The organism is Agaribacterium haliotis (genome assembly GCF_002312815.1).
Lineage (GTDB): Bacteria > Pseudomonadota > Gammaproteobacteria > Pseudomonadales > Cellvibrionaceae > Agaribacterium > Agaribacterium haliotis.
In genome coordinates this window covers 15,040-34,783 of sequence record NZ_NKQJ01000005.1, presented here as the reverse complement: position 1 = coordinate 34,783, position 19,744 = coordinate 15,040, and the positions used below count along the sequence as shown (strand labels likewise).

General features: G+C 51.7%; 17 protein-coding genes. 7 read left to right on the top strand and 10 right to left on the bottom strand.

Annotated elements, in window-relative coordinates; genetic code table 11:
• The first annotated feature begins 25 nt into the window (after window positions 1-25).
• The 3 genes from CFK45_RS07260 to CFK45_RS07250 all read left to right on the top strand — a co-directional run bounded on the left by CFK45_RS07260 (window position 26) and on the right by CFK45_RS07250 (window position 1,505).
• Complete coding sequence (locus tag CFK45_RS07260) at window positions 26-514, top strand: DUF3806 domain-containing protein (RefSeq protein ID WP_158224628.1); 489 nt, start codon at window positions 26-28, stop codon at window positions 512-514.
• Window positions 515-805: 291 nt separating this feature from the next.
• Window positions 806-1,015, top strand: a complete 210-nt coding sequence (locus CFK45_RS07255) for a cold-shock protein (RefSeq protein ID WP_096085782.1) — start codon at window positions 806-808, stop codon at window positions 1,013-1,015.
• A gap of 106 nt (window positions 1,016-1,121) precedes the next feature.
• Window positions 1,122-1,505, top strand: a complete 384-nt coding sequence (locus tag CFK45_RS07250; protein WP_096085781.1) for a YbaN family protein — start codon at window positions 1,122-1,124, stop codon at window positions 1,503-1,505.
• An 18-nt stretch (window positions 1,506-1,523) separates the two neighbouring features.
• Here CFK45_RS07250 and CFK45_RS07245 read toward each other — a convergent pair whose 3' ends face one another.
• The 3 genes from CFK45_RS07245 to CFK45_RS07230 all read right to left on the bottom strand — a co-directional run bounded on the left by CFK45_RS07245 (window position 1,524) and on the right by CFK45_RS07230 (window position 7,642).
• Complete coding sequence (locus tag CFK45_RS07245) at window positions 1,524-2,963, bottom strand: DUF1552 domain-containing protein (RefSeq protein ID WP_096085780.1); 1,440 nt, start codon at window positions 2,961-2,963, stop codon at window positions 1,524-1,526.
• Window positions 2,960-6,319, bottom strand: a complete 3,360-nt coding sequence (locus CFK45_RS07240) for a DUF1588 domain-containing protein (protein ID WP_143247502.1) — start codon at window positions 6,317-6,319, stop codon at window positions 2,960-2,962. Before CFK45_RS07240 ends, CFK45_RS07245 begins: the two co-directional genes overlap by 4 nt.
• A gap of 480 nt (window positions 6,320-6,799) precedes the next feature.
• Entirely contained in the window at window positions 6,800-7,642 is an 843-nt protein-coding gene (locus CFK45_RS07230) for an SDR family NAD(P)-dependent oxidoreductase (RefSeq protein ID WP_096085777.1), read from the bottom strand.
• Between the two features lie 333 nt (window positions 7,643-7,975).
• Between CFK45_RS07230 and CFK45_RS18250 the strand changes: the two genes are divergently transcribed.
• On the top strand, window positions 7,976-8,395 hold the full coding sequence (locus CFK45_RS18250; protein WP_143247501.1) for a hypothetical protein: 420 nt from the start codon (window positions 7,976-7,978) through the stop codon (window positions 8,393-8,395).
• A 50-nt stretch (window positions 8,396-8,445) separates the two neighbouring features.
• Here CFK45_RS18250 and CFK45_RS07225 read toward each other — a convergent pair whose 3' ends face one another.
• Window positions 8,446-9,312 carry a S1/P1 nuclease gene (locus CFK45_RS07225; protein ID WP_096085776.1) on the bottom strand — a complete coding sequence of 289 codons (867 nt, stop codon included), beginning with the start codon at window positions 9,310-9,312 and terminating at the stop codon, window positions 8,446-8,448.
• Window positions 9,309-10,190: a co-chaperone DjlA gene (gene djlA, locus CFK45_RS07220; protein ID WP_239923605.1), complete on the bottom strand. Its 882-nt coding sequence runs from the start codon at window positions 10,188-10,190 to the stop codon at window positions 9,309-9,311. The genes CFK45_RS07225 and djlA overlap by 4 nt, the downstream gene beginning before the upstream one ends.
• A gap of 43 nt (window positions 10,191-10,233) precedes the next feature.
• Here djlA and CFK45_RS07215 point away from each other — a divergent pair, with 43 nt between their 5' ends.
• A complete protein-coding gene (locus tag CFK45_RS07215) occupies window positions 10,234-11,289 on the top strand; it encodes a fructosamine kinase family protein (RefSeq protein ID WP_143247500.1) in 1,056 nt (351 codons plus the stop codon).
• Window positions 11,290-11,311: 22 nt separating this feature from the next.
• Here CFK45_RS07215 and CFK45_RS07210 read toward each other — a convergent pair whose 3' ends face one another.
• The 3 genes from CFK45_RS07210 to CFK45_RS07195 all read right to left on the bottom strand — a co-directional run bounded on the left by CFK45_RS07210 (window position 11,312) and on the right by CFK45_RS07195 (window position 15,625).
• On the bottom strand, window positions 11,312-12,112 hold the full coding sequence (locus CFK45_RS07210) for an ion transporter (protein ID WP_096085775.1): 801 nt from the start codon (window positions 12,110-12,112) through the stop codon (window positions 11,312-11,314).
• Between the two features lie 465 nt (window positions 12,113-12,577).
• Window positions 12,578-13,945 carry a cysteine--tRNA ligase gene (gene cysS / locus CFK45_RS07200; protein ID WP_096085773.1) on the bottom strand — a complete coding sequence of 456 codons (1,368 nt, stop codon included), beginning with the start codon at window positions 13,943-13,945 and terminating at the stop codon, window positions 12,578-12,580.
• Between the two features lie 21 nt (window positions 13,946-13,966).
• Window positions 13,967-15,625, bottom strand: a complete 1,659-nt coding sequence (locus tag CFK45_RS07195) for a glutamine--tRNA ligase/YqeY domain fusion protein (RefSeq protein WP_096085772.1) — start codon at window positions 15,623-15,625, stop codon at window positions 13,967-13,969.
• Between the two features lie 133 nt (window positions 15,626-15,758).
• Here CFK45_RS07195 and CFK45_RS07190 point away from each other — a divergent pair, with 133 nt between their 5' ends.
• Together CFK45_RS07190 and CFK45_RS07185 are read left to right on the top strand one after the other, a co-directional pair.
• Complete coding sequence (locus CFK45_RS07190) at window positions 15,759-16,250, top strand: peptidylprolyl isomerase (protein WP_096085771.1); 492 nt, start codon at window positions 15,759-15,761, stop codon at window positions 16,248-16,250.
• Window positions 16,251-16,660: 410 nt separating this feature from the next.
• Complete coding sequence (locus CFK45_RS07185) at window positions 16,661-18,496, top strand: putative bifunctional diguanylate cyclase/phosphodiesterase (protein WP_096085770.1); 1,836 nt, start codon at window positions 16,661-16,663, stop codon at window positions 18,494-18,496.
• Between the two features lie 118 nt (window positions 18,497-18,614).
• Here CFK45_RS07185 and CFK45_RS07180 read toward each other — a convergent pair whose 3' ends face one another.
• The gene (locus CFK45_RS07180; RefSeq protein WP_096085769.1) at window positions 18,615-19,223 is read right to left on the bottom strand and encodes a MiaE family protein; all 609 of its coding nucleotides are present in this window, start codon (window positions 19,221-19,223) and stop codon (window positions 18,615-18,617) included.
• On the bottom strand, window positions 19,220-19,675 hold the full coding sequence (locus CFK45_RS07175; RefSeq protein WP_096085768.1) for a DUF1289 domain-containing protein: 456 nt from the start codon (window positions 19,673-19,675) through the stop codon (window positions 19,220-19,222). Before CFK45_RS07175 ends, CFK45_RS07180 begins: the two co-directional genes overlap by 4 nt.
• Between the last annotated feature and the right edge of the window lie 69 nt (window positions 19,676-19,744).

Sequence of the window (19,744 nt, the reverse complement as noted above, 5' to 3'; positions counted from 1 at the left end):
CGTTTTTATTTTTTTGCTGGCGCCTGTGGCCCAGGCTCAAATCACCTTTGGCCCCCAACTTGAAGCGCCGAGCGACAAACCGCAAATTCGCGATTTGAATTTTATGAACGAGCAATTTCTCGAACGTCAGCGCAGCTTGGCCGACGATCTTGTACGCGCCAAACTCGGCCGCCAATTGCGCAAAACGCGCAACGATCTGTACCTGATTCAGCAAATGATTAATCGCGGCCATTTGGCCGATGCAGATACCCAAACCTTGCAAGCTTTTGGTGCAGCAATGGGCGATGTGTATGCACACGAGAACCGAAGTTTGCACTGGCAAGTCTATGAAGATGAGCTCGGCGCCAGCCACGCCGTGTGTGTTGATAACAGTGAACACTGCATATTCCCTATGACGCTGCTGAGTCGGCGCATGGAGGCGGGCTTAAATCCAGACCCGGTCAAAATTTATGACACAGTTCTTGCATCTATAAAACCCTATATGCCGCGCTTACCTTATTCTCGCGATCAATAAGTTATGTAATAAACCCGTCACAGTCAGGGCTCAACATGCTTGATCTGGGGCAATTAAGCCCCATGAGGTAAGACGTCAACACGATTGATAAAGACTATAACAGGGAGGTTGGGCAGAGCTAGTGCCACGTGCGCCGGCGCTGCCGGGAAAGCACCGATAACTCGGCCGCTTTTCGCGTAGCGAAAAAGTCAGGATGGCTTTTTCAATTAACGGCTAGATGTTTAACCAGCCGCCAAACAGGAACGTGGCTGCCTCGCGCGCCCCAGTATTAAAGTGTTATAGGAATCAAGCATGTCAGAGAAGCAAAACGGCACCGTTAAGTGGTTTAATGAAAGTAAGGGTTTTGGTTTTATTTCCCGCGCAGATGGTGGCGACCTTTTTGTTCATTACAGCAATATCACAGGTTCAGGTTTTAAAACACTCAAAGAAGGCCAAGCGGTCACCTTTGAAGAAACCCAAGGCGCCAAAGGCCCACAAGCCGAAAACGTCGAGCCGGTTTAAATACGCTGCAACGGAAGTTTTCATTAAGCGGGTTTTGATCTGCTTACTTTAGTTTGGCCTCGCGCTCGACTAAGCTTGCATTAGTAACAATAAACCGCGACGCTTAATGAAAAAAACAGCTTTAGCTACTCTGGGCTGGCTCTTAGTCGGCCTGGGTATTGCCGGTATTTTCCTCCCCCTTCTTCCAACCACCGTATTTTTACTCGGTGCCAGCTGGTGTTTTGCCCGCTCGTCCGAACGCTTTCACCGTTGGCTGCACCAGCACCCGAGACTCGGGCCCTTTATTCGCGCGTGGGAAAATGGCGAGGGGCTTTCGATGCCGCTTAAATGTCGTATGTCCACCGTGTTATGGCTGGGTTTGTTGCTATCAATGCTGATCGTCAACAAGCTAGTTGTCAGTGTAATTTTGCTGACGGTTGGCATCGGCGTCAGCTTGTGGATCTGGCGCCAGCCAACGGCAAAAAGTGATGCCGGGCCGGGCGCTCACTAACGACCGGCCAGCTGCGTGTTAAGACATCAGCTCAGACAAAGGCCCAAGCGCCTTGCGAGTTTGTTCACTCTCTGCGCCAAAATCATTTAAATCCAAGCCGGCAAGGTGCCCCATGGTATTCCAGACATTGGAAAGCTGGCGGTGGGCATCTTCTTTTATACCCGGATACACCAAGGTGCGCCCACCCTGCTTTAAGCCCATCGCTTCGCCGCCAATAATAAGTAGCGGCCACTCTGCAGCGCGCGAGTGGTGGCGCTCTCCGGTATCGGGTAAATACACCAATACGGTATTGGCCAACATGTCTTCACCGTCGCTGTCGGGCGTCGCCGCCAGCGCTTTGGCCATGTCTGTCATGTTTTTAATTTTGTCTGCGGTAATTGCGTGAATCATATCGGCAAACTCACCGCCGCCCTCGCCGCTTTTAGTCTCGGCCTGGTGGTGCAAAGAGTGGCGATTAATGTTGTAAGCGCCGCCGTAGCGAAGATCAAAAGCGCCTTCACCGCTGCTGCCAATTGGCAGCACCGCAACATTGGTTAAACCACCGATTAGCGCAGCCGTGGCAAGCTTGGCCTGCTGCGCGTACTTTTCAAGCGGGTCGGCCGTGTCGATGGCGCCGGGAATATCCATCGTTGCAAACGAGTGGCCGGCAACCCGGTCGTGGCGATTGGCGAGCACATCAATGGACTCGGCGTAAGCTTCCAATTTGGCGCGCTCAGCTCCGGATGGGAAATGCTGCAGTGAGCTGTCGATGCCACGGCGAATAACATCGTAGACTTGCGCGCGCTCGGAAAAACCAACGGCATCAACCGCCGGCGCAAAATAGATGGTGCGCGCCGTATTCGGGTTCATAACCACCGGCGACGCTTTGCCCCGGCGCAGCGCGGTAATGCCAAAATCCAAACTCGCACCGGAGTTAATTACACCGAGGCGCATCGCATCAAAGGGTGTCTCTGAGCCGACAGCAGCGGCGAGCAGCGCATCGATGGTTGGCCCGCCCGGCACCAGGTTTGAGGTTTTGGCACAGGCCAAAGCGCCGTGAAAATTACTGTGGCCACCGCCAGAGATTTTTGACGACAGACCAAAAACAACGCTGGCGCGATCGGCCAAACCCTCAAGCGAGGCCAAGCTTTTTGCCTCGGCCAAATCCGGGCTGGCTATATCCATCACCGCGCTGTGACGGTACTGCTCATACCAGTAGCGGTGCGAGGCGAGTTCATTTAAAAAACTGTTGTTAAGCGCCTGGCGAGCACTCGGCGCCAGCATGGTAATGGGCTCAACACCATTGCCTTCAACAAAAAACACAAAGCGCCGCGGTTTTACTGTGTTCGCCAGAGCCAGTTGATTTAACAGCGGGAACAAAGTCAAACCGGCGGTGCTGGCGGCACCGGTTAACAAGCTGCGGCGCGACAGACTCACCGCTTTTGGCGAGAACAAAAGTTTAATTAACGAGTTGTTCATTGTGCGGCTCCGTGACTGCGGTGAGTGAATGTTTCGCTGGCAACCAATGCTTGCAGCATATCGATAAATGAGCCGTTTTGATCAAGCGCGCTTTCCATCTCAACCAAGGTACAACTGTCTTCAATGCGTTCGGCGCGGCCCATAAAATAGCGAAAACTTTGGCGAATAAATCCGCGCCTGGCGTAATTGGATTCGGACAGCGCCGTTAAAAACTCTTTGCCGCTGGTGTAACTTCGATTTAATTGTTCATCCGGCAAATTGTTGATGACCGTGCTCGAATCAACGCCGCCGTCTCCCCTGTCGTAGGCGCGGACAAAACCGGCGTGGTTAAAGTCTTCAAACGGCAAACCGAGCGAATTCATTTTCTCGTGGCAGCCGCGACACGCCGCGGCACTCGGCCCGGTTTCCGTCGCCTGGCGTACGCGCTCACGGGCACTGACATCCGGGTGAGATGGCGCCAACTGCGCATCGACCATAACAAATTCAAGCGAGGGCACACTTTGCGAAAACAAGTGCTCGCGTATCCATTTACCGCGCAGCACTAAGCTCGGGCCGTCTTCGTTGGCGTCGCCGTGTGCGGCGAGCCAGGCCGGGTGCGTTAAAACGCCGGTGCGCTCGGGCAGTTGTTTCCAGCGCTCGCTGCGGTCTTTACTGATCGCTTCATCGCTGTTGTAAACCATGCCAAAGCGTTTTTCTATGCGATCTTCAGCGATATTTTGCAACTCGGCCCCAATATTGGCCGGCAGCATAAAACGGTTGGTGCTCATTAATTCGCGAAACACATCCGTATCATCGGCATCCGTTTCAATCACCACCCTTGCAATAACATCGTCGAGCGCATCGGCCAGCATCGGCTGCCGACCGCGCTTGCGGCTGTTCACTGCGCCACTTTCGGCAATAAAAAAGCTGTAGAAATTATTCACGCTGAAAACATCTTCAAACGCCGAGGTACTCGCCGCGGACTGTTTAAAGGTAATTTCGTCATAATCCAACCACTCGCGAAAGAATTTCTGAATATTTGGCGCCAACCAATACGCGCCGCGCCAGTTAGCATGGGCATCAAATTCGTTGTGAGGCCTAACCAGATCTGGCCGCTCGGTACTGACACCAAAGGCGTATTTTCGCAGCAGTGCCTTGCGCACCTCCGGGTCAAAAATACTGCCGTCTTCGGCGGCTTTTTTAATGGCACCAAAGCGCCCGCGCGAACGGTCGTCGGCATCTGGATCCGAGGCAAATAATTCATCGGAAAAAAACGGCGCGCCGACCGGGAACGGTGACAACACCGCAGCTAAAGCCAGGGCCAATTCATCGGCACGCAGGCGCCCCTGCTCGTCACCGAGCTCGGAGCGAAACAGCGCACCGGGCAGTAAACTGGCGGTAAACACGGTAAGTTCCAGCGCTTTTTTTCGCGAGGTATTTTGCGCAAGTGCGTTGTCGAGCACCTCGCGAATTAAGCTGGTTTCTTCTGTTGTAGGTGTGCGAAACAGCGCGCGCTTTTCCAGAATTAAGGCAACGTAAGCATCGCGACAGGCATCGCTGACCGTGCCGCTTTTAAACATGCACTCAAAATCTTCATGTTTGTGTACACCTTCGAGCTTGTACATGCTGCGCCAACCGTTGACGTTGTTTTCCGTCCACGGTCGCAAGAAATTAAATTTAGTTAAGAACAATAACTCAACCGTTCCCGGATCCAGCGAAAGACCGGCGCCTTCGGTTGAAAAATACGCGCCGGCGCTGCGCTCAAGCACTTCAATATCGTCGCGGCGATACTGCGAAGCGCTGCTGTATTCATCGCCCAGAATACGGCGCATGCGCGCTGGCGATGAGCGCTGAGCCGAGGCTGAGGCGCAGCTGAACAAGCGTGTTTGATCGAGCGCATTCGGGTGACTGACCGGCGTATCGTCAGGTTCAGCGTCACAGGTCTTGGCGCCGTCGAGTATCCACTGGGTCACCACCGACATGCCATCACTTGGCGAGGCGGCACCAAGCGGCATCAGCGCGCCACCGCCGTCGCCCTGAGAGCCATCCATTTTTTTGTGCAGCCAGCTTGTTGCGGGGTCACCGGCCACCAGCATTTTTTCACCGGGTTTAATTTTACTTTCAAGCTCGCCAAGCACAGCGATGCCGGCCTTCGTCAACAGCGGATAGGCACCGCCGCCGTGGCAGGCGGAGTTCGCACAAGTTTGTTCAATATAGCGAATGGCCTCGTGCGGCTCGCAGTCTTCATCGAGCTTTTGCGCAACCTGAAATTCAACGACCTGCTCGGCTTTGCGCCCCTGCACATCAGTAAGCAAGGCCTTTAAACGATAGCTACCTGCGGCCAAATTTTGCAACAGCGCATCGTCTTGCATCTCGGCGTTCCAGGTAAACGGCAACTGCGTTTCCGTGCGAACGAGTACGTCGTTAAGAAAAAGATCGATGCTCTGCACCGCGCTGTCGTCCGCAGTGCTCACAGAAATACTCAGCGAGTCGCCCGCGATCAGCTCGCCACTTTCGGGCAGGCCGCTAATTTGCGGTTCTGGCGCGAGTTTTTCACCGCGAACGGCAAACTCCGCCATATGTAAATAACCTTTGCCGAGCAGCTGCACACGCAAATAGCGCGCGTGTTTATCCAGATCGAGCGTTATATGCTCACCAACTGCATCGACATGAATCGCCAGCACACCCTCTTGAGCTAAGCTCGCTTGCAATTCTTCAGAAACAAAAGGCTCGGCCGAGACCAGTACATAAAAATTATTGAGCCGCTCCTGACAGCAATTTTCACGATTGTAAATATCGATCGCGCTGATCGCATGCTGCTGCCCAAGATCGACTTGCCACCAGGCATTTTGCGTATTTTGGGTGTGCTGATAATCGTCGAGGCGACCATTGACCGCCCTGGCCGCCGCGTAAGGCGACCAGGTGCTGTCTTGAGTGGCCGGTTTAGCAAAGGCCAAATTGTTTTGCGCATTGCTAATATTGTCATCAACAGGCGAAGCCGGGCTCGGTGACGGCACAGGCGTTTGCTCAGGTGTTGATGCTGGTGTTGGTGTCGGTGTTGGCATCGCCGTCGGCACCGGCGAAGCTGAAGGCAAAGGCGAGGCTGGTGTGCTGGGCAGAGAGCTCGGCTCAGCACTAGGTAAACTGCTCGGCATAACGCTCGGCTGGCCACTGGGCTCGGGCCTTGCCGACGGCGACAACACTGGCACAGGCGACGGCATCACAGGCAATGTTGTTGCACTGGCCTCAGGCACCGGCGTCGCGCTTGCGCTGGGACTGATCAGTATTTCAGGAATCGATGGCAGCAGCGCTTTGCTTTCACCGCCACAGGCGCTGAGCGCCAGCAAAATCACACTTAAAAACAGGTATTTATTCAAGCCTGCTCGGGCTTGGCTTAAGGGCCGCGGTGATCTCAGTGCGCACAAAGGCAAACCTATGTTAGGTGTACGAAAAAAAATACGAATTAATATCGCAGCCAAGCAACAAAAAAATTGGCGCAAGCGACAAATAAAAGCCAGGCACACGTGGCCAAGGCTCGAATCGGCAGTCAGGCGTTTCATAGTTATGCATCAGGTCCAAATAGAAAACAGGACAATAGTGGCTATCCCTGCTCGCTATTATCGTCAGCGCTTCAATACTAAAGACTTAATTTGAAGCACCCGCGCATACTAGTGAGGCGATACACCCATATCCGAGAACCTGCGCACGCAAAAACCTGACAACGTTTACAAGCGAAAATTTTCTGACCAGCGGTTAAAAAAAGTGCAAATCAAGCGTATTTAAGATCAAAAAGATGACAAAATAAAAAGAGTTGAGTCAGACGCAAAGCACCGCAAACGAAAAATCCGACAAACTAACTATTCGCTTTTTGCGTATTTCAGCAAAATTTTATCTATCCATCGGCTGGGTAAAATGCGCGTCAGCACGGCCATTACATAGGTTGGCGTTGTAACGTAATAGTGATTTTTTGGCCTTCGGCTTTCCAGCGCATGAATTAACTTATCCACCACCGCCTCTGGCCCGAGTGTCGACTTCGATGTTGCCCCCTTTTTACTCAAGCGCCCGATTGCTGCAACGTAGCGCCAGCCATGGCGGCTTGAATCAAAATCAACATTATCCTGCAGGGCTTTTAAGGCATTGGCTCGGAAATTACTTAGGATCGGCCCGGGCTCAATAATGCTGAACTTAATATTGGTATCCGACATTTCCATACGCATCGTCGATGTCAGCCCTTCAAGCGCATATTTTGATGCGACGTAAGAACCTCGCATTGGCATCGGAAGGAATCCAAGGATCGAAGAGTTCTGAACAATACGAGCATCATCCATTTTCAACATCATTGGCAGCAGCTTGCAGCTTAGCTCGTGAGTGCCAAATAAATTGGTTTCGAACTGCTGGCGCAAGGTATCGCGGCTGATATCCTCAACCGCCCCCGGCTGGCCGTATGCGGCATTATTAAACAGCGCAAACAACTTATTGCCAGTGATGCGCCCTACTTCAGCCACGCACTGATCAATGGATTGCGAATCGCGAAGATCCATCTTCAATACGTAGGGAATATTTTCTTTCTGTAGCGCAGTTACATCTTCGTCAGACCGGACAGTGGCAATCACTTTATAACCGCGCTTGTGCAATATAAGCGCCGCCGAATAGCCAATGCCTGTTGAACAGCCTGTGATTAATACAAATCTATCTTTCATCAGTCACTAATATATAGAGGAATTACTTCAAAAAGTCTCATCAGAGAATTCACTGAGACAAAATAAAAAAATTACTACACCACCACTTTTCACTACAAGCAATGCACGCACTAACTTAAAAGAACAGGGAAAAACGCATCCAAATCAACCTCAACTGACGATACAAACCGAAAACACAGACACCGAAATTGACGGCTATCAAAACCAAGTCTTTTGTCATCTTGATCATCAAAAAATAATACTGAAAACGTAGATCCGGATTAAATAGATCGTTATTCTACAGGTCCTGCGAGATTGCAGGTCTAACAATAACATTTGAAAGGAACTCAAGTAATGAAAAATATATTTCTCATATCTCTACTTTTACTGCTCTCTTCATCAACTCTGGCAGCGATGAAAAATGCACGTGCCGTTGCTGCTACCAACTGTCAAGCTGTCTTGGCATCCTGGGACCCTGTTATCTCATCTTTAGGTGGTTATCCTGTTCGAGAAGCGGACTACTACACCATGAGTGTCTGGGGGAGATTCTTTGACGGTACAAGCATTAGCAACACTTCAGGTAAATCTAGTAGTAATTATGCGTTATCATCATTTAAGTATCCGTCGGGTAAGACTTTCAACGACTTTGAAACAACGTCAATCACGGTTTGGGCGCACTGGCACCTCTACGATAACAACGGCAACATAATCCCCGGAATGGCAGAGGGGAATAAAGTACGGGCGGCATCAGCTTCCAATCTAAACTGCAGCTAGAGAGCTAGTTAAATAGCCTCATTGGGCCTCTTTGTTGAGGCACGATGAGGCTATATATGTTTATCCCGCCAATGCGCCAGTAATAACGCATTTAATCTAGACACCGCCTTAGTTAAACGTTCGCGGCTAAATGTATCGGCCCAGCTTTGGTAGTTTGGGTGCGGCATGCGGTTTTCGTCGGTGTTGTAGACTTTATTTTTTTCGCGCTGGCTTTCGCTTAACACTAAATTAAACTGCATCTGCAAAGGCAGTTCTGAGGCCGGCTCTAAGTTCAGGTTTTTCCAGAACGTTTTATTTCTCGCAACACTTTGGCCCGAATCCCAGTAGCTGTGTAAGTTCATACTGCAAAAACCGGCTTGTTTTATCAGGCAAAAGTCGTTGCCACCGCGGTCACTTTGGCAGTTTTTTCGCAGCATGGTCATGGTGTGTAGTGGCTGGTGGGCATCCTCTAAAAGATGCATCATAAACGCCAGGGTCAGCAGCTCGGCCTGCGGGCTAAGCGGTTCCTGTAAGGCTTTTTCAAGTGCAGGATAAACCGTTTCAAGCTGGCCGGCATTTCGAAACGAGCACTGTTCGGCGCCGCGCTGGCGATACACACTGGCGTTGCTCCAGTGCCAGCGCGTGCTGTGGGAGCGCGCGACGGGCATCAGCGCCAGCGGCACTTCGGCCTGATAACTGGCGTACAATTCAGCAATCGGTTGTTTGCGCACCGAATCGACCCACGGACTCAAATCGGAAAAATACATCGAGTCATCGGGTGCGTAGTGCATTAATTTAAAATAATAGGCTTGCGCCTCGGCCGGTAAGCGCACAAACGCCGCATCGGCAATGTTTTTGTGCACATCGCGCGACCAGGCCCACAGATCGGCACTGAGCAGCAAGAACAAGCAAATAAATATACGGCTTAAAGAGCTCATTTATTTTTTCGGCTCTTTTTAATCAGGTCGTAGGCTGTTTGAATTTCCTGAGAGCGCTCGGTGGCCTGGCGCACCACTTCATCCGGTACACCCTGCCCGGCGAGTTTGTCGGGATGATTTTCACTCATCAGCTTGCGATAGCGGCGCTTAAGCTCGTCGTCACTGACGTTCGATTCGAGCCCCAGCGCTTTGTAGGCGGTCTCGAGTTCAGAGGCAGCGCCAAAAAAGCCAGAACCTGCCTGATGCTGTTGATGGCCGTGAGCACCTTGATAACCTTGCTGCTGTTGTTGGCGAAACGCGGCTTGGGCCTGCACCATCGCCATCAGCTGTTTAAAGATAAACGATGAAAAGCCAAGCTCGGCGGCAACTTGTTCAAGCACCGCTGTTTCTTTTTCATGCAAGCTGCCATCGGCCAGGGCCAGTTGAATCAAAAAGCTCAGGTACTGGCGCTTAAGGTCGGTGTAGCGAGCACAGACTTCACTAAATTCAGCTAAGGCGCTGTGCAGGTCAAAATCGTCCTGTTTACCTTCGGAAAAAAGTTTGATCGCCTCGCTGCGCTGATCGGCGTTTAAGCCCATGCGCTGCATCAGCTCTTCGGTGCTTGAGACCTCTTCTTCAGAGACCCGGCCATCGGCCTTGGCCAAATAACCCAATACTGGGAACAGCGCACTAAAAAATGCGTGCTCAACTTTCTGCCGCTGCTCTGGGCTAAATGCCTCGCGGTTTTTTTTCATACCGATATCAAAAAAGTGGCCGGCCACCAAACCAAGTACCGCACCAAGTGGCCCAAGCGTGAACCAACCGATCAGTGCGCCAATAATTTTGCCCATAAATAGCTCCAGAAAAAAGCCAACTTCGCCAATTTCAAATTGGCTCATTTCAAATTACCATGCGTCAGTACTCAGGAAGAGACCGTACAACATGCATGTTTTTAGCCCCGAGATCATACAGCAAATCGAAGCTCACTTAAGTGATGCTCTGCCTTATCCGCCAAGCGCTAATAGCAACAAGCAAGTGCGTGCCACCGTTAAAATCGAAAGCATTGAGGCGCTCTTTGGTGGCGACAGCGCCGAAGCCGCCAAACTAAACTGCCTTATCGGCAGATCGGGCGAGCCCGCCACCGCTGCAACTTCGCGCAGCTTTTTTGCCAAATACCAGCGCGATAGCGCCCCACTTAAGAGCGAACTCGACAACCTGCAAACACTTAACCTGTGTATTCCCGGCCACTGCCCTCAAGCTTTGTTTTTACTTGAATTTAACGCTGGCGCGATCTTAGTACTTAACTATCTGCAGCTGAGCAAGTTAGACACCAGCGAGGCTTGTCTAAATGGCTCTTACCTAAGTAACTCTCATATAAGCAACTCTCATCAAGGCGATAAGGCGTTAAACAAGCACAGTGAGAAGCTTCAGCAAGAGCAATTGGCCGAACTGATCTTAAAGCTGCACAGCCATAAAAGTACGCTCTACGGCTGGCCAAAGGATAATTATTGTGGCCAGGGCCAACAATTCAATGGCCAGAGTGACAATTGGGCCCAGTTCTGGTGGCAACAGCGGCTATTACCACAGTGGCAACTCGCCGATAGGCGCGGTTTGCTGGCGAGCTTGGCGCCTCTGGAAGCGCCGCTCAAACAAGCCTGTGAATCTCTGCTTGGAAAACATCAGCCCGAGGCGAGCTTATTGCACGGCGATCTGTGGAGTGGCAATGCCGCATTTAGCGACGGCCGCCCGGTGATCTTTGACCCGGCTTGTTATTACGGCGATGTCGAAGCTGAACTGGCGATGTGCAGGCTGTTTGGCGGCTTTAGCGAGGCCTTTTACCGGCGCTATTTTAAACAAAAATCCAGGCCGGGCTGGCAGCAGCGCTTAGCGCTGTACCAGCTTTATCACCTGTTCAATCATCTAACTATCTTTGGCGGCAGTTATGAAAACCAGTGCCGCCGCTGCATCGAGCAAGTTATTCAAGATGCCGGCATTTAACAAAACGCGCCAGTCGGTGCACTTAGGCTTTTTCTTTCAGCAAAATTTTAAGCTCGGCCAATTCGGCGTGCACTTGCTTTAAGTCTTCGCGAATCAAGTTGTGTGGATCGTCGGCGTCGGCGCGGTGTTCTTGCTCAATCACATTAACAACGATGCCAATCACCATATTTAGAAACGCAAACGCGGTTAGGAAAATAAAGCTTAAATAAAACACCCAGCTAAGCGGATAGACGGCCTGAGTTTCGTACATGACATCAGTCCAGTCTTCAAAGGTCATCACCCGGAACAAAGTCAGCATGCTGATGGCAATGTCGCCCCAGAGCACCGGATTAATCTCGGCAAAGAATGTTGAACCAACGGCTGCATAGATATAAAAAATAATAAACAGCATCAGGCAGACATAACCGAGCTGGGGCAGCGCTTTGAGCAAAGAGCTCAACAAAATGCGCAGCTCCGGAATCATGCTGACCATACGCAATACCCGGAAGATACGCACCAAGCGACCAATAACGGCCATATCGCTATTGTCGATGGGAATAATGCTGACAAGCACAATCAGCGTGTCAAAGATATTCCAGCCTTTTTTGAAGAAGTCTTTTTTATTTGGCTCGCCAATAAAACGAATGGTGATTTCAACAAGGAAAAACGCGGTAATACCCCAATCCATAAAACGAACGGCGGTATCAAGCAGCGGCGGAATATCGTAGGTTTTCACCCCGATCACCAATGCCGAGAAGATAATTACCGAGATAACAAACGTTTCGAAAATTTTGTTAGCACGTAAACGAGTAAATTTTGCCTCTAAGGCCTGGTAGTTAGTCATACAACAAATAGCATACGTTCAGGTTTTGGAATCTTAGAGAAGTGCGAGATTTTCGGCTTGCCCCCTGAACAGGCCATCGCGGGGCGCGGTAAATACATCCTTGTACGCTTAACAGCCGCATCCGTGCGGCAGATACCCGCTCAAACCTGTTCAGGGATCAAGCCTAACTAAGGCGCTTCTATTAGTCGTTTGATACAAATGGAACTGAACAGCCCCTTTCTTCCACTCTGAGATATTCGATTTGGCATAGAGCCAAATAAACAGGTACCAGGCCAATGTAGCAGCCTTTCCCATTTCAAATAAATGAGAACTTGGCGCTGCGCTTCGCAGAATGGTTGCGGCATAGCCTAGCGGGAATGTCTGCCGCATGGATGCGGCTGCCAAGCCCCCAAGGAGGGGTTTACGGCGTTTCCCGATAGGCTGTGCCGCAACCGTTCACGGCACACAACCAATGACAATTCTCAATTATGCTCTGCGCCAGCTTGCTCCATCTTTACTGTCTTCAAGAATAATTCCGCGCTCTTTTAACTCATCGCGAATTTCATCCGCGCGGCCCCAGTTTTTCGCAGCCTTGGCTTCATCGCGCTCTTTAACCAGCGCATTGATCTCAGCGTCTTCATCAGAAGCTTCGCCTTTAAACCAAGTCTCTGCATCGACCGTTAACAAACCCAAAAGTTTACCGAGCTCAAGCAACATCGCGCGCGTTTCCGGCTTGGCGTTTTCGCCATCGCGATTTAACTCTTTGGCCAAAGCGTGCAACTCACTGATGGCCATCGCACTGTTTAAATCATCGAGCAAAGCAGCGTAAGCCGGGCTGGTTTTAATATCCACCTCAACAGCAGGCAGTGCGGCACTTGCGCGCAGGGCTGTATAAATACCATCGAGCGAAGCTTTACTCTGATCGAGCAGTGAAACACTAAAATCGAGTTCCGAGCGATAGTGCGCCGATAACAAGGCGTAGCGAATCACCTCGCCGTGATATTGCTCGAGCAGGCCGCGAACGGTGCGGAAGTTGCCGAGCGACTTCGACATCTTTTCGCCATCGATATTGATATAGCCGTTGTGCATCCAATATTGCACAAACTGCTTGCCACCGTGAGCACACTGGCTCTGCGCACGTTCATTTTCATGGTGGGGGAAAATCAGGTCGCGACCGCCGCCGTGAATATCGATGCTCTCACCTAAGTGTTCGGCAATCATCGCCGAGCACTCAAGGTGCCAGCCTGGTCGGCCGCGGCCCCAGGGGCTGTCCCAGCCGGGTTCTTCTTCACTTGATGGTTTCCACAAAACAAAATCGCCGCCGTATTTTTTGTACGGTGCCACTTCGACACGCGCGCCTTCAAGCATATCTTCAAGGCTGCGGTTGCTGAGTTTGCCGTAGTCGTCCATCGAGCGAACATCAAATAACACATGGCCTTCAGCCGCGTAGGCGTGGCCCTGATCAACGAGCTTTTGAACCATGTTGAGCATGGCCTGGATATGATCGGTCGCCTTAGGTGCGAGCGTTGGCTGCTGCACATTCAGCGCCGCCATATCGGCAACGTAGGCGTCGGTATATTCATTGGCGATGCTATCGATGCTGCGGCCACTTTCGGCGGCGGCTTTCATGATTTTATCGTCAATATCAGTGATATTGCGGGCGTAAACAACCTCTGGATACAGGGTGTCGAGTACACGCTTTAGCACATCAAAAACCACAGCCGGACGGGCGTTACCGATGTGCACCAAGTTGTAAACCGTCGGCCCACAGACGTACATTTTTACGCTTTCTGGGTTTAACGGAGTAAATGGCTCTTTTTCGCGCTTGGCGGTGTTGTAAATCGTAAACTGCATAGTTTTCCACTTAAGTCGGCATTAGCCGGCTTTATTAAAACTGTCTCGTAAACCGATGGTTTGGTTAAACACTAACGTTTCTGCTTTGCTGTCGCGGCAGAAATAGCCGATGCGCTCAAACTGATAACCCTGCCCTACTTCGGCATTTTTGAGTGCAACTTCACCGAGTGCCTTGTTAACCACACTCAAATTATCGGGGTTAATATCGTCGAGGAAATCTTTACCGCCAGCGCCCGGCGCCTCAACATTAAATAAACGATCGTAAAGGCGCACTTCAAATTCGGCGTGCTCGTGCGCGGCAACCCACTGGATAACACCTTTAGGTTTGACGCCGTCGGCTGGATCTTTACCGACGGTATCATCGATAACACGAGCGCGAACTTCGATGATTTCACCGGCCTCGTTTTTAATCGCCTCGTCGGCTTCAATCACATAAGCACCGCGCAAGCGCGTGCGCTTGCCGATGACTAAACGCTTGAATTTTTTATTGGCCTCTTCGCGGAAGTCTTCAGCATCGATAAAGACTTCACGACCAAACGGTAAGCTGCGATCGGCAAGGTCGTCGCGATTTGGTGAACCTGCGATGCTCAAAGCTTCCGTTTTATCTTCCGGGTAATTAGTCAGCACCACTTTTAATGGCTTCAAAACACACATCGCGCGCGGCGCGTTTTTATCCAGGTCATCGCGAATGGCGTGCTCAAGCATCGCCACATCCACAAGTGAATCGGAGCGCGTCACACCGATCATGTCACAAAATTTGCGCAAACTCGCCGGCGTATAACCGCGGCGGCGGTAGCCGGCGATGGTTGGCATGCGCGGGTCGTCCCAGCCGTCAACTATGTTTTCATCCACAAGCTGCTTGAGTTTGCGCTTAGAGGTAACGGTGTAATTCAGGTTTAAACGACCAAACTCATACTGCGTTGGTTTGCTCGGCACCGGTAGGTTTTCTATAAACCAATCGTACAGCGGTTTGTGATCGGCAAACTCAAGGGTACAGATGCTGTGGCTAATGCCTTCTATCGCATCTTCCTGGCCGTGAGCAAAATCATACGACGGGTAAATATTCCATTTGTCGCCGGTTTGATGATGGGCCTGTTTGCGAATACGGTAGAGCACCGGGTCGCGCATATTAATGTTGCCCGAGGCCATATCGATTTTGGCGCGCAAACTTTTTGAGCCCTCGTCGAACTCGCCATTTTTCATGCGCTCAAACAAATCGAGGTTTTCTTCAACACTGCGCTCGCGCGTTGGGCTCGGCTTGCCCGGCTCGGTCAGGCTGCCGCGGTATTCGCGCGCCTGCTCCGGGTTTAAATCGCAGACGTAGGCCTTGCCCGCTTTAATCAGGTGTTGGGCCCACTCATAAAAGGTATCAAAATAGCTTGAGGCGTAGCGCACTTCGCCTGCCCAGCGAAACCCGAGCCACTCAACATCTTTTTTAATCGCCTCAACATAGGCCAGCTCTTCTTTGGCTGGATTAGTATCGTCAAAACGCAGGTTACATTCACCGCCAAAACTCTCCGCAAGGCCAAAGTTCAAGCAAATGCTCTTGGCGTGGCCGATGTGTAAAAAGCCATTGGGCTCGGGGGGGAAACGGGTGATCACTTTGGCGACTTTGCCGCTTTCAAGATCGTTTTTTATGATTTGCTCAAGAAAGTTCAAAGGCTTTTCAGTTTCGCTCATGCACGGGCCACTACTTACTAATAACGGAGGCTGCCTTGCCGCAGCCGGGAAAGCGCGTATTATAGCGGCCTCGCGGCCCTAGGGAAGCTCACCAGCTCGGTCGCGATGAATTCATTAGCTTAAGGAGCCCCAAATGATCACGCTTCATACAAACTACGGCGATATCGTCCTCGAACTCGACTTTGAAAAGGCCCCTGTTACTGCGGCGAATTTTAAGCAATATGCCGAAGACGGACACTACAACGGCACTATTTTTCACCGTGTTATCGACGGTTTTATGATTCAAGGCGGCGGTTTTGACGCCGACATGATGCAAAAAGACACGCGCGAGCCAATTGAAAACGAAGCCGACAACGGCCTTAAGAACGATGAAGGCACCATCGCCATGGCCCGCACCATGGATCCGCACAGTGCCAGCGCCCAGTTTTTCATCAATGTCAAAGACAATGATTTCTTAAACTTCCGCTCTAAAGATACGCAGGGCTGGGGTTATTGTGTATTTGGTAAAGTCAGCGAAGGCTTAGATACCGTTAAGAAAATCAAAGCGGTTAAAACCGGCAGCAGCATGGGCCACCAAGACGTGCCTGTCGAAACCGTTGTAATTGAAAAAGTAACGGTTGCCTAGGGCCACAATGCGCGGTGCTACGGCGCCGCGCTTGCTTGCACAAGCGCCGCTAAGCCGGACTATTTCCCTGCCCTTCCTGCTTCGCTCTTTACAGCCCCACCCTCTACAGCCTTCGCCCTACTGCCGCCGCGTTCCCTGCGCATTCAGGCTAATACGAGACTCTTGACACCGTAAGCCCCCGAACCGCGAGACTCCCGACACCGTGAGACGATCAACACGGCAAGAGCCAGGCGACTGCTATTGCACAAAACCCAACGACATGGCGCATAAAAAAACATAAATATCAGATCGAAACGGTCTTGCATCAGCACTTTGTGCCCAGGCGAGCTGAACTAAGCTGATAACAAGCAGGCCTTAAGCGCCGCAGTATCGAGCCCCAAGCCTTTGATTGTGCACAACTTGAGAAAACTATGAGTGCTGAGTTCAGCCGAGAAATGCAGAGTTTGTTACAGACTCACCAACTTAGTAAAGATGCCCTATGTGACAGTTTGACTGAGCTTATCGCCGAAATTGACAGCAAACTGCAAACAAGCCGCGAGCGTGAACAGGCCTTTGCGGCCCAGTGCCGGCGCCTCGACGAATTTAACGACTTTGCCCACCTGCACTTTAATACGGAGCTCATCTCGATGAGCACCGGGGCGCGCAAGCTATTATTTACCGATTTTGAGCCTCCGGCCGCAAGCGAGCTTGGCAATCTGGGTTTGCACAGTCTCTTTGAACTTGCTCAGAAACTCTCACCCGCCTTCCAACAGCTTCGCAGCCACATTGAATTCGCCCGCGCCGACGGCAAAACCCTATGGCTTGGGGTCGAGCTGCGCCTTAACAACGATCAGAGCTACAGCGCGCTGCTACACGATGACAGTGAGTTGCGCATCAGTCAGGCGCGCCTGAATTATCTGAGCCAGCACGATGAAAAAACCGGGCTGCCAAATCGCCAGCGCTTGCTGCAGAAAATAGAAAGCGCCATCGCCCGCGCGCACCGCGACATCAACTACCAGTTTTCACTGCTGTTGATTGAACTCAAGCCCTGCCAGCACACACTTGAGCAGCACGAACTCGAGCACGCCCAGGTTGAACTCGCTAAGCGCCTGCACAAGCGTGTCCGCAATGAAGACTTGTGCGCCTACATGGGCGGCTGGGAATTTGCCGTACTGCTCGGCGACAGCGCAAGCGCCAGCGCGACCCAGGCCTGGGCCGAACAGCTGCAACAGCATATGAGCGAGCCGCTGAGCTTTGCGCCAAATAAAACGGCTTTTACGGTGCTAATCGGCGCCAGTATCTCTCAGAAACAACAGCAACACGGCGAGCAGCTGCTTAGTGAAGCGCGCCAGGCGCTCGAACACGCCGAGGGCGAAACAAGCAAGGTGCGCCTGTTTGACCGGCAGCTGCGCCAGCGCGATAAACTGGTTGTTGAAACCGAAACACGCCTGCGCCACGCGCTGAGGCAAGAGCGACTCGAGCTGCACTACCAGCCCATCGTCGATTTAAACAGCTGGCGCACCGCACACTGCGAAGCCCTGCTGCGCTGGCGCCAACAAAATAATGAACTGAGCACGCCCGGCAGTTTTATCGCGCACGCCGAACAGAGCAGTATTATGCAAAAACTTGGCAACTGGGTGATTGACGAGGCCTGCGAACAGCTTTGTCAGTGGCAGCAAATAAGTGGTAAACAACACAGCTTATCGATCAATATCAGCGCCACTCAGCTGTTGAGCGACGACCTTATCCCAGAATTACAAGCGGCCATCAAACGCCACCGGCTCAGCCCCGACACGCTCAAGCTCGAACTCTCTGAACAGAGTTTGTTAAAAGTTTACGCCGATGCCAAACAGCAGCTACGAAAACTCAATAAACTGCAGTGCGAGTTATTGGTGGACGACTTTGGCAGCGGCTTTAGTTCAATGACCTATTTAAAACAATTGCCAATTAGCACGGTAAAAATCGATCAGCGCTTGATCGCTGAATTTGATAAAAACGACAGTGACAGCAAAGCCATCGTCAAAGCCATTATTGCCCTGGCGCACAACCTTGATCTAAAAGTGATTGCCGAGGGCGTAGAGAGCAGGCAGCAGCTGCTTGAATTAGAGCAACTCGGCTGCGATATGGCCCAGGGTTTTATTTTTAGTTGCGCCGAGCCAGCTGACAAGGCCGAAGCACTATTAAACCAGGACTGGGCCGCAATACTTGAGCTTGCGCGCCCAAACCAGAAGCCACACAACACCGTGCTGTATTCGCTGCATAGTTAACACGACCAGGCGCAGCGAACTTAGCCATGCCTGGCCGCATCAAGCCCTCTTAAGCCTAATTGGGCTAATCATCCTAGCTGGGCGAATAACCCTAGTTGGACCAATAACCTTAGTTGGATTAAGCCTGGCCCTGAACGCCGGAATGGAAACGAAACTCGCTGTCTTCAGCTTCAACCAGCGAGCGCTCGAGTTCGAGGAAAAACTGCACACGCTCGTCAATACGTTCATCGCCAGCGGCTTTTTGTGCCAGCGCCAAATAGTCTTCAAAGTGACGCGCCTCAGATTTAAGCAACGACAGATAAAACTTCTGTAGCTCGTCATCGAGTTTGGGCGCAAGTTTTTCAAAGCGCTCACACGAGCGCGCTTCAATAATGGCGCCAACAATCAAAGTATCGATTAAACGCGCCGGCTCAAATGTGCGAATGGGCTTGCGCAGCTCAGCCGCGTAACGCGACGCACTGACCGGTTTATAGCTGATGCCCCGCTTTTGCATAATCGCGATCACCTGCTCAAAGTGACGCAACTCTTCGCGCGCAAGGCGCGACATTTTATTGAGCAGCTCAAAATCGTCAATGTAGCGATACATCAAATTCAGCGCCGTGCCCGCCGCTTTTTTTTCACAGTTGGCGTGATCGATCAGCATCAATTCGGGCTCACCCTCGGCCCAGTCAATCCAGGCGTCGGGCGTGGGGCACAGTAAAAAAGCGTGGATCGCGTCGGTAATCATGCGTGATGAGCCTTAAAATATCGTTCGTAGTGCACTTCGGACAGAGTATAAAAGTCGCTGTCTATCTGCTGTTTGATGTCGCTTAAGCTGCGGCCTTTGTGAGCCGGGCGCACGCGGCAGCCAAACGGCTCGAGCGAAACCAGGCTCGCCGAGCCCACTTGCAATAACTCGTGCAGCCACAGGTAGGCGCCGGCATGCTTGTCGTAACGAATTTTCTGGTAGTCGAGCCCCTGCTGCAAGGCCGTTTTATCATAAATGTCGACCAGCGGTTCGGCCACCTGGCGAATCAACTCACTTAGGCGAGCGACAATGGTGTGCTGCTGCTCGGCGCTGTAACTGTTCCAGTCGATAACCTCGTGCATATAGCGCTTGCAGCCTCGACAGACTGAGTCGCCAATACCGGTGGAACAAATACCCACACAGGGGCTGAGCGCACGCGTTTTTATCCTCAAAGATGACTCGCTTTGTTGAACATATTGTCAGGGGCGGCGATTTTACCTACAGCCACTAGCAGATGCTAC

Coding starts and splice junctions, on each gene's coding strand:
- CFK45_RS07255 (WP_096085782.1), top strand. CDS start 806: ATGTCAGAGAAGCAAAACGGCACCGTTAAGTGGTTTAATGAAAGTAAG.
- CFK45_RS07250 (WP_096085781.1), top strand. CDS start 1,122: ATGAAAAAAACAGCTTTAGCTACTCTGGGCTGGCTCTTAGTCGGCCTG.
- CFK45_RS07245 (WP_096085780.1), bottom strand. CDS start 2,963: ATGAACAACTCGTTAATTAAACTTTTGTTCTCGCCAAAAGCGGTGAGT.
- CFK45_RS07230 (WP_096085777.1), bottom strand. CDS start 7,642: ATGAAAGATAGATTTGTATTAATCACAGGCTGTTCAACAGGCATTGGC.
- CFK45_RS18250 (WP_143247501.1), top strand. CDS start 7,976: ATGAAAAATATATTTCTCATATCTCTACTTTTACTGCTCTCTTCATCA.
- CFK45_RS07225 (WP_096085776.1), bottom strand. CDS start 9,312: ATGAGCTCTTTAAGCCGTATATTTATTTGCTTGTTCTTGCTGCTCAGT.
- djlA (WP_239923605.1), bottom strand. CDS start 10,190: ATGAGCCAATTTGAAATTGGCGAAGTTGGCTTTTTTCTGGAGCTATTT.
- CFK45_RS07215 (WP_143247500.1), top strand. CDS start 10,234: ATGCATGTTTTTAGCCCCGAGATCATACAGCAAATCGAAGCTCACTTA.
- CFK45_RS07210 (WP_096085775.1), bottom strand. CDS start 12,112: ATGACTAACTACCAGGCCTTAGAGGCAAAATTTACTCGTTTACGTGCT.
- cysS (WP_096085773.1), bottom strand. CDS start 13,945: ATGCAGTTTACGATTTACAACACCGCCAAGCGCGAAAAAGAGCCATTT.
- CFK45_RS07195 (WP_096085772.1), bottom strand. CDS start 15,625: ATGAGCGAAACTGAAAAGCCTTTGAACTTTCTTGAGCAAATCATAAAA.
- CFK45_RS07190 (WP_096085771.1), top strand. CDS start 15,759: ATGATCACGCTTCATACAAACTACGGCGATATCGTCCTCGAACTCGAC.
- CFK45_RS07185 (WP_096085770.1), top strand. CDS start 16,661: ATGAGTGCTGAGTTCAGCCGAGAAATGCAGAGTTTGTTACAGACTCAC.
- CFK45_RS07180 (WP_096085769.1), bottom strand. CDS start 19,223: ATGATTACCGACGCGATCCACGCTTTTTTACTGTGCCCCACGCCCGAC.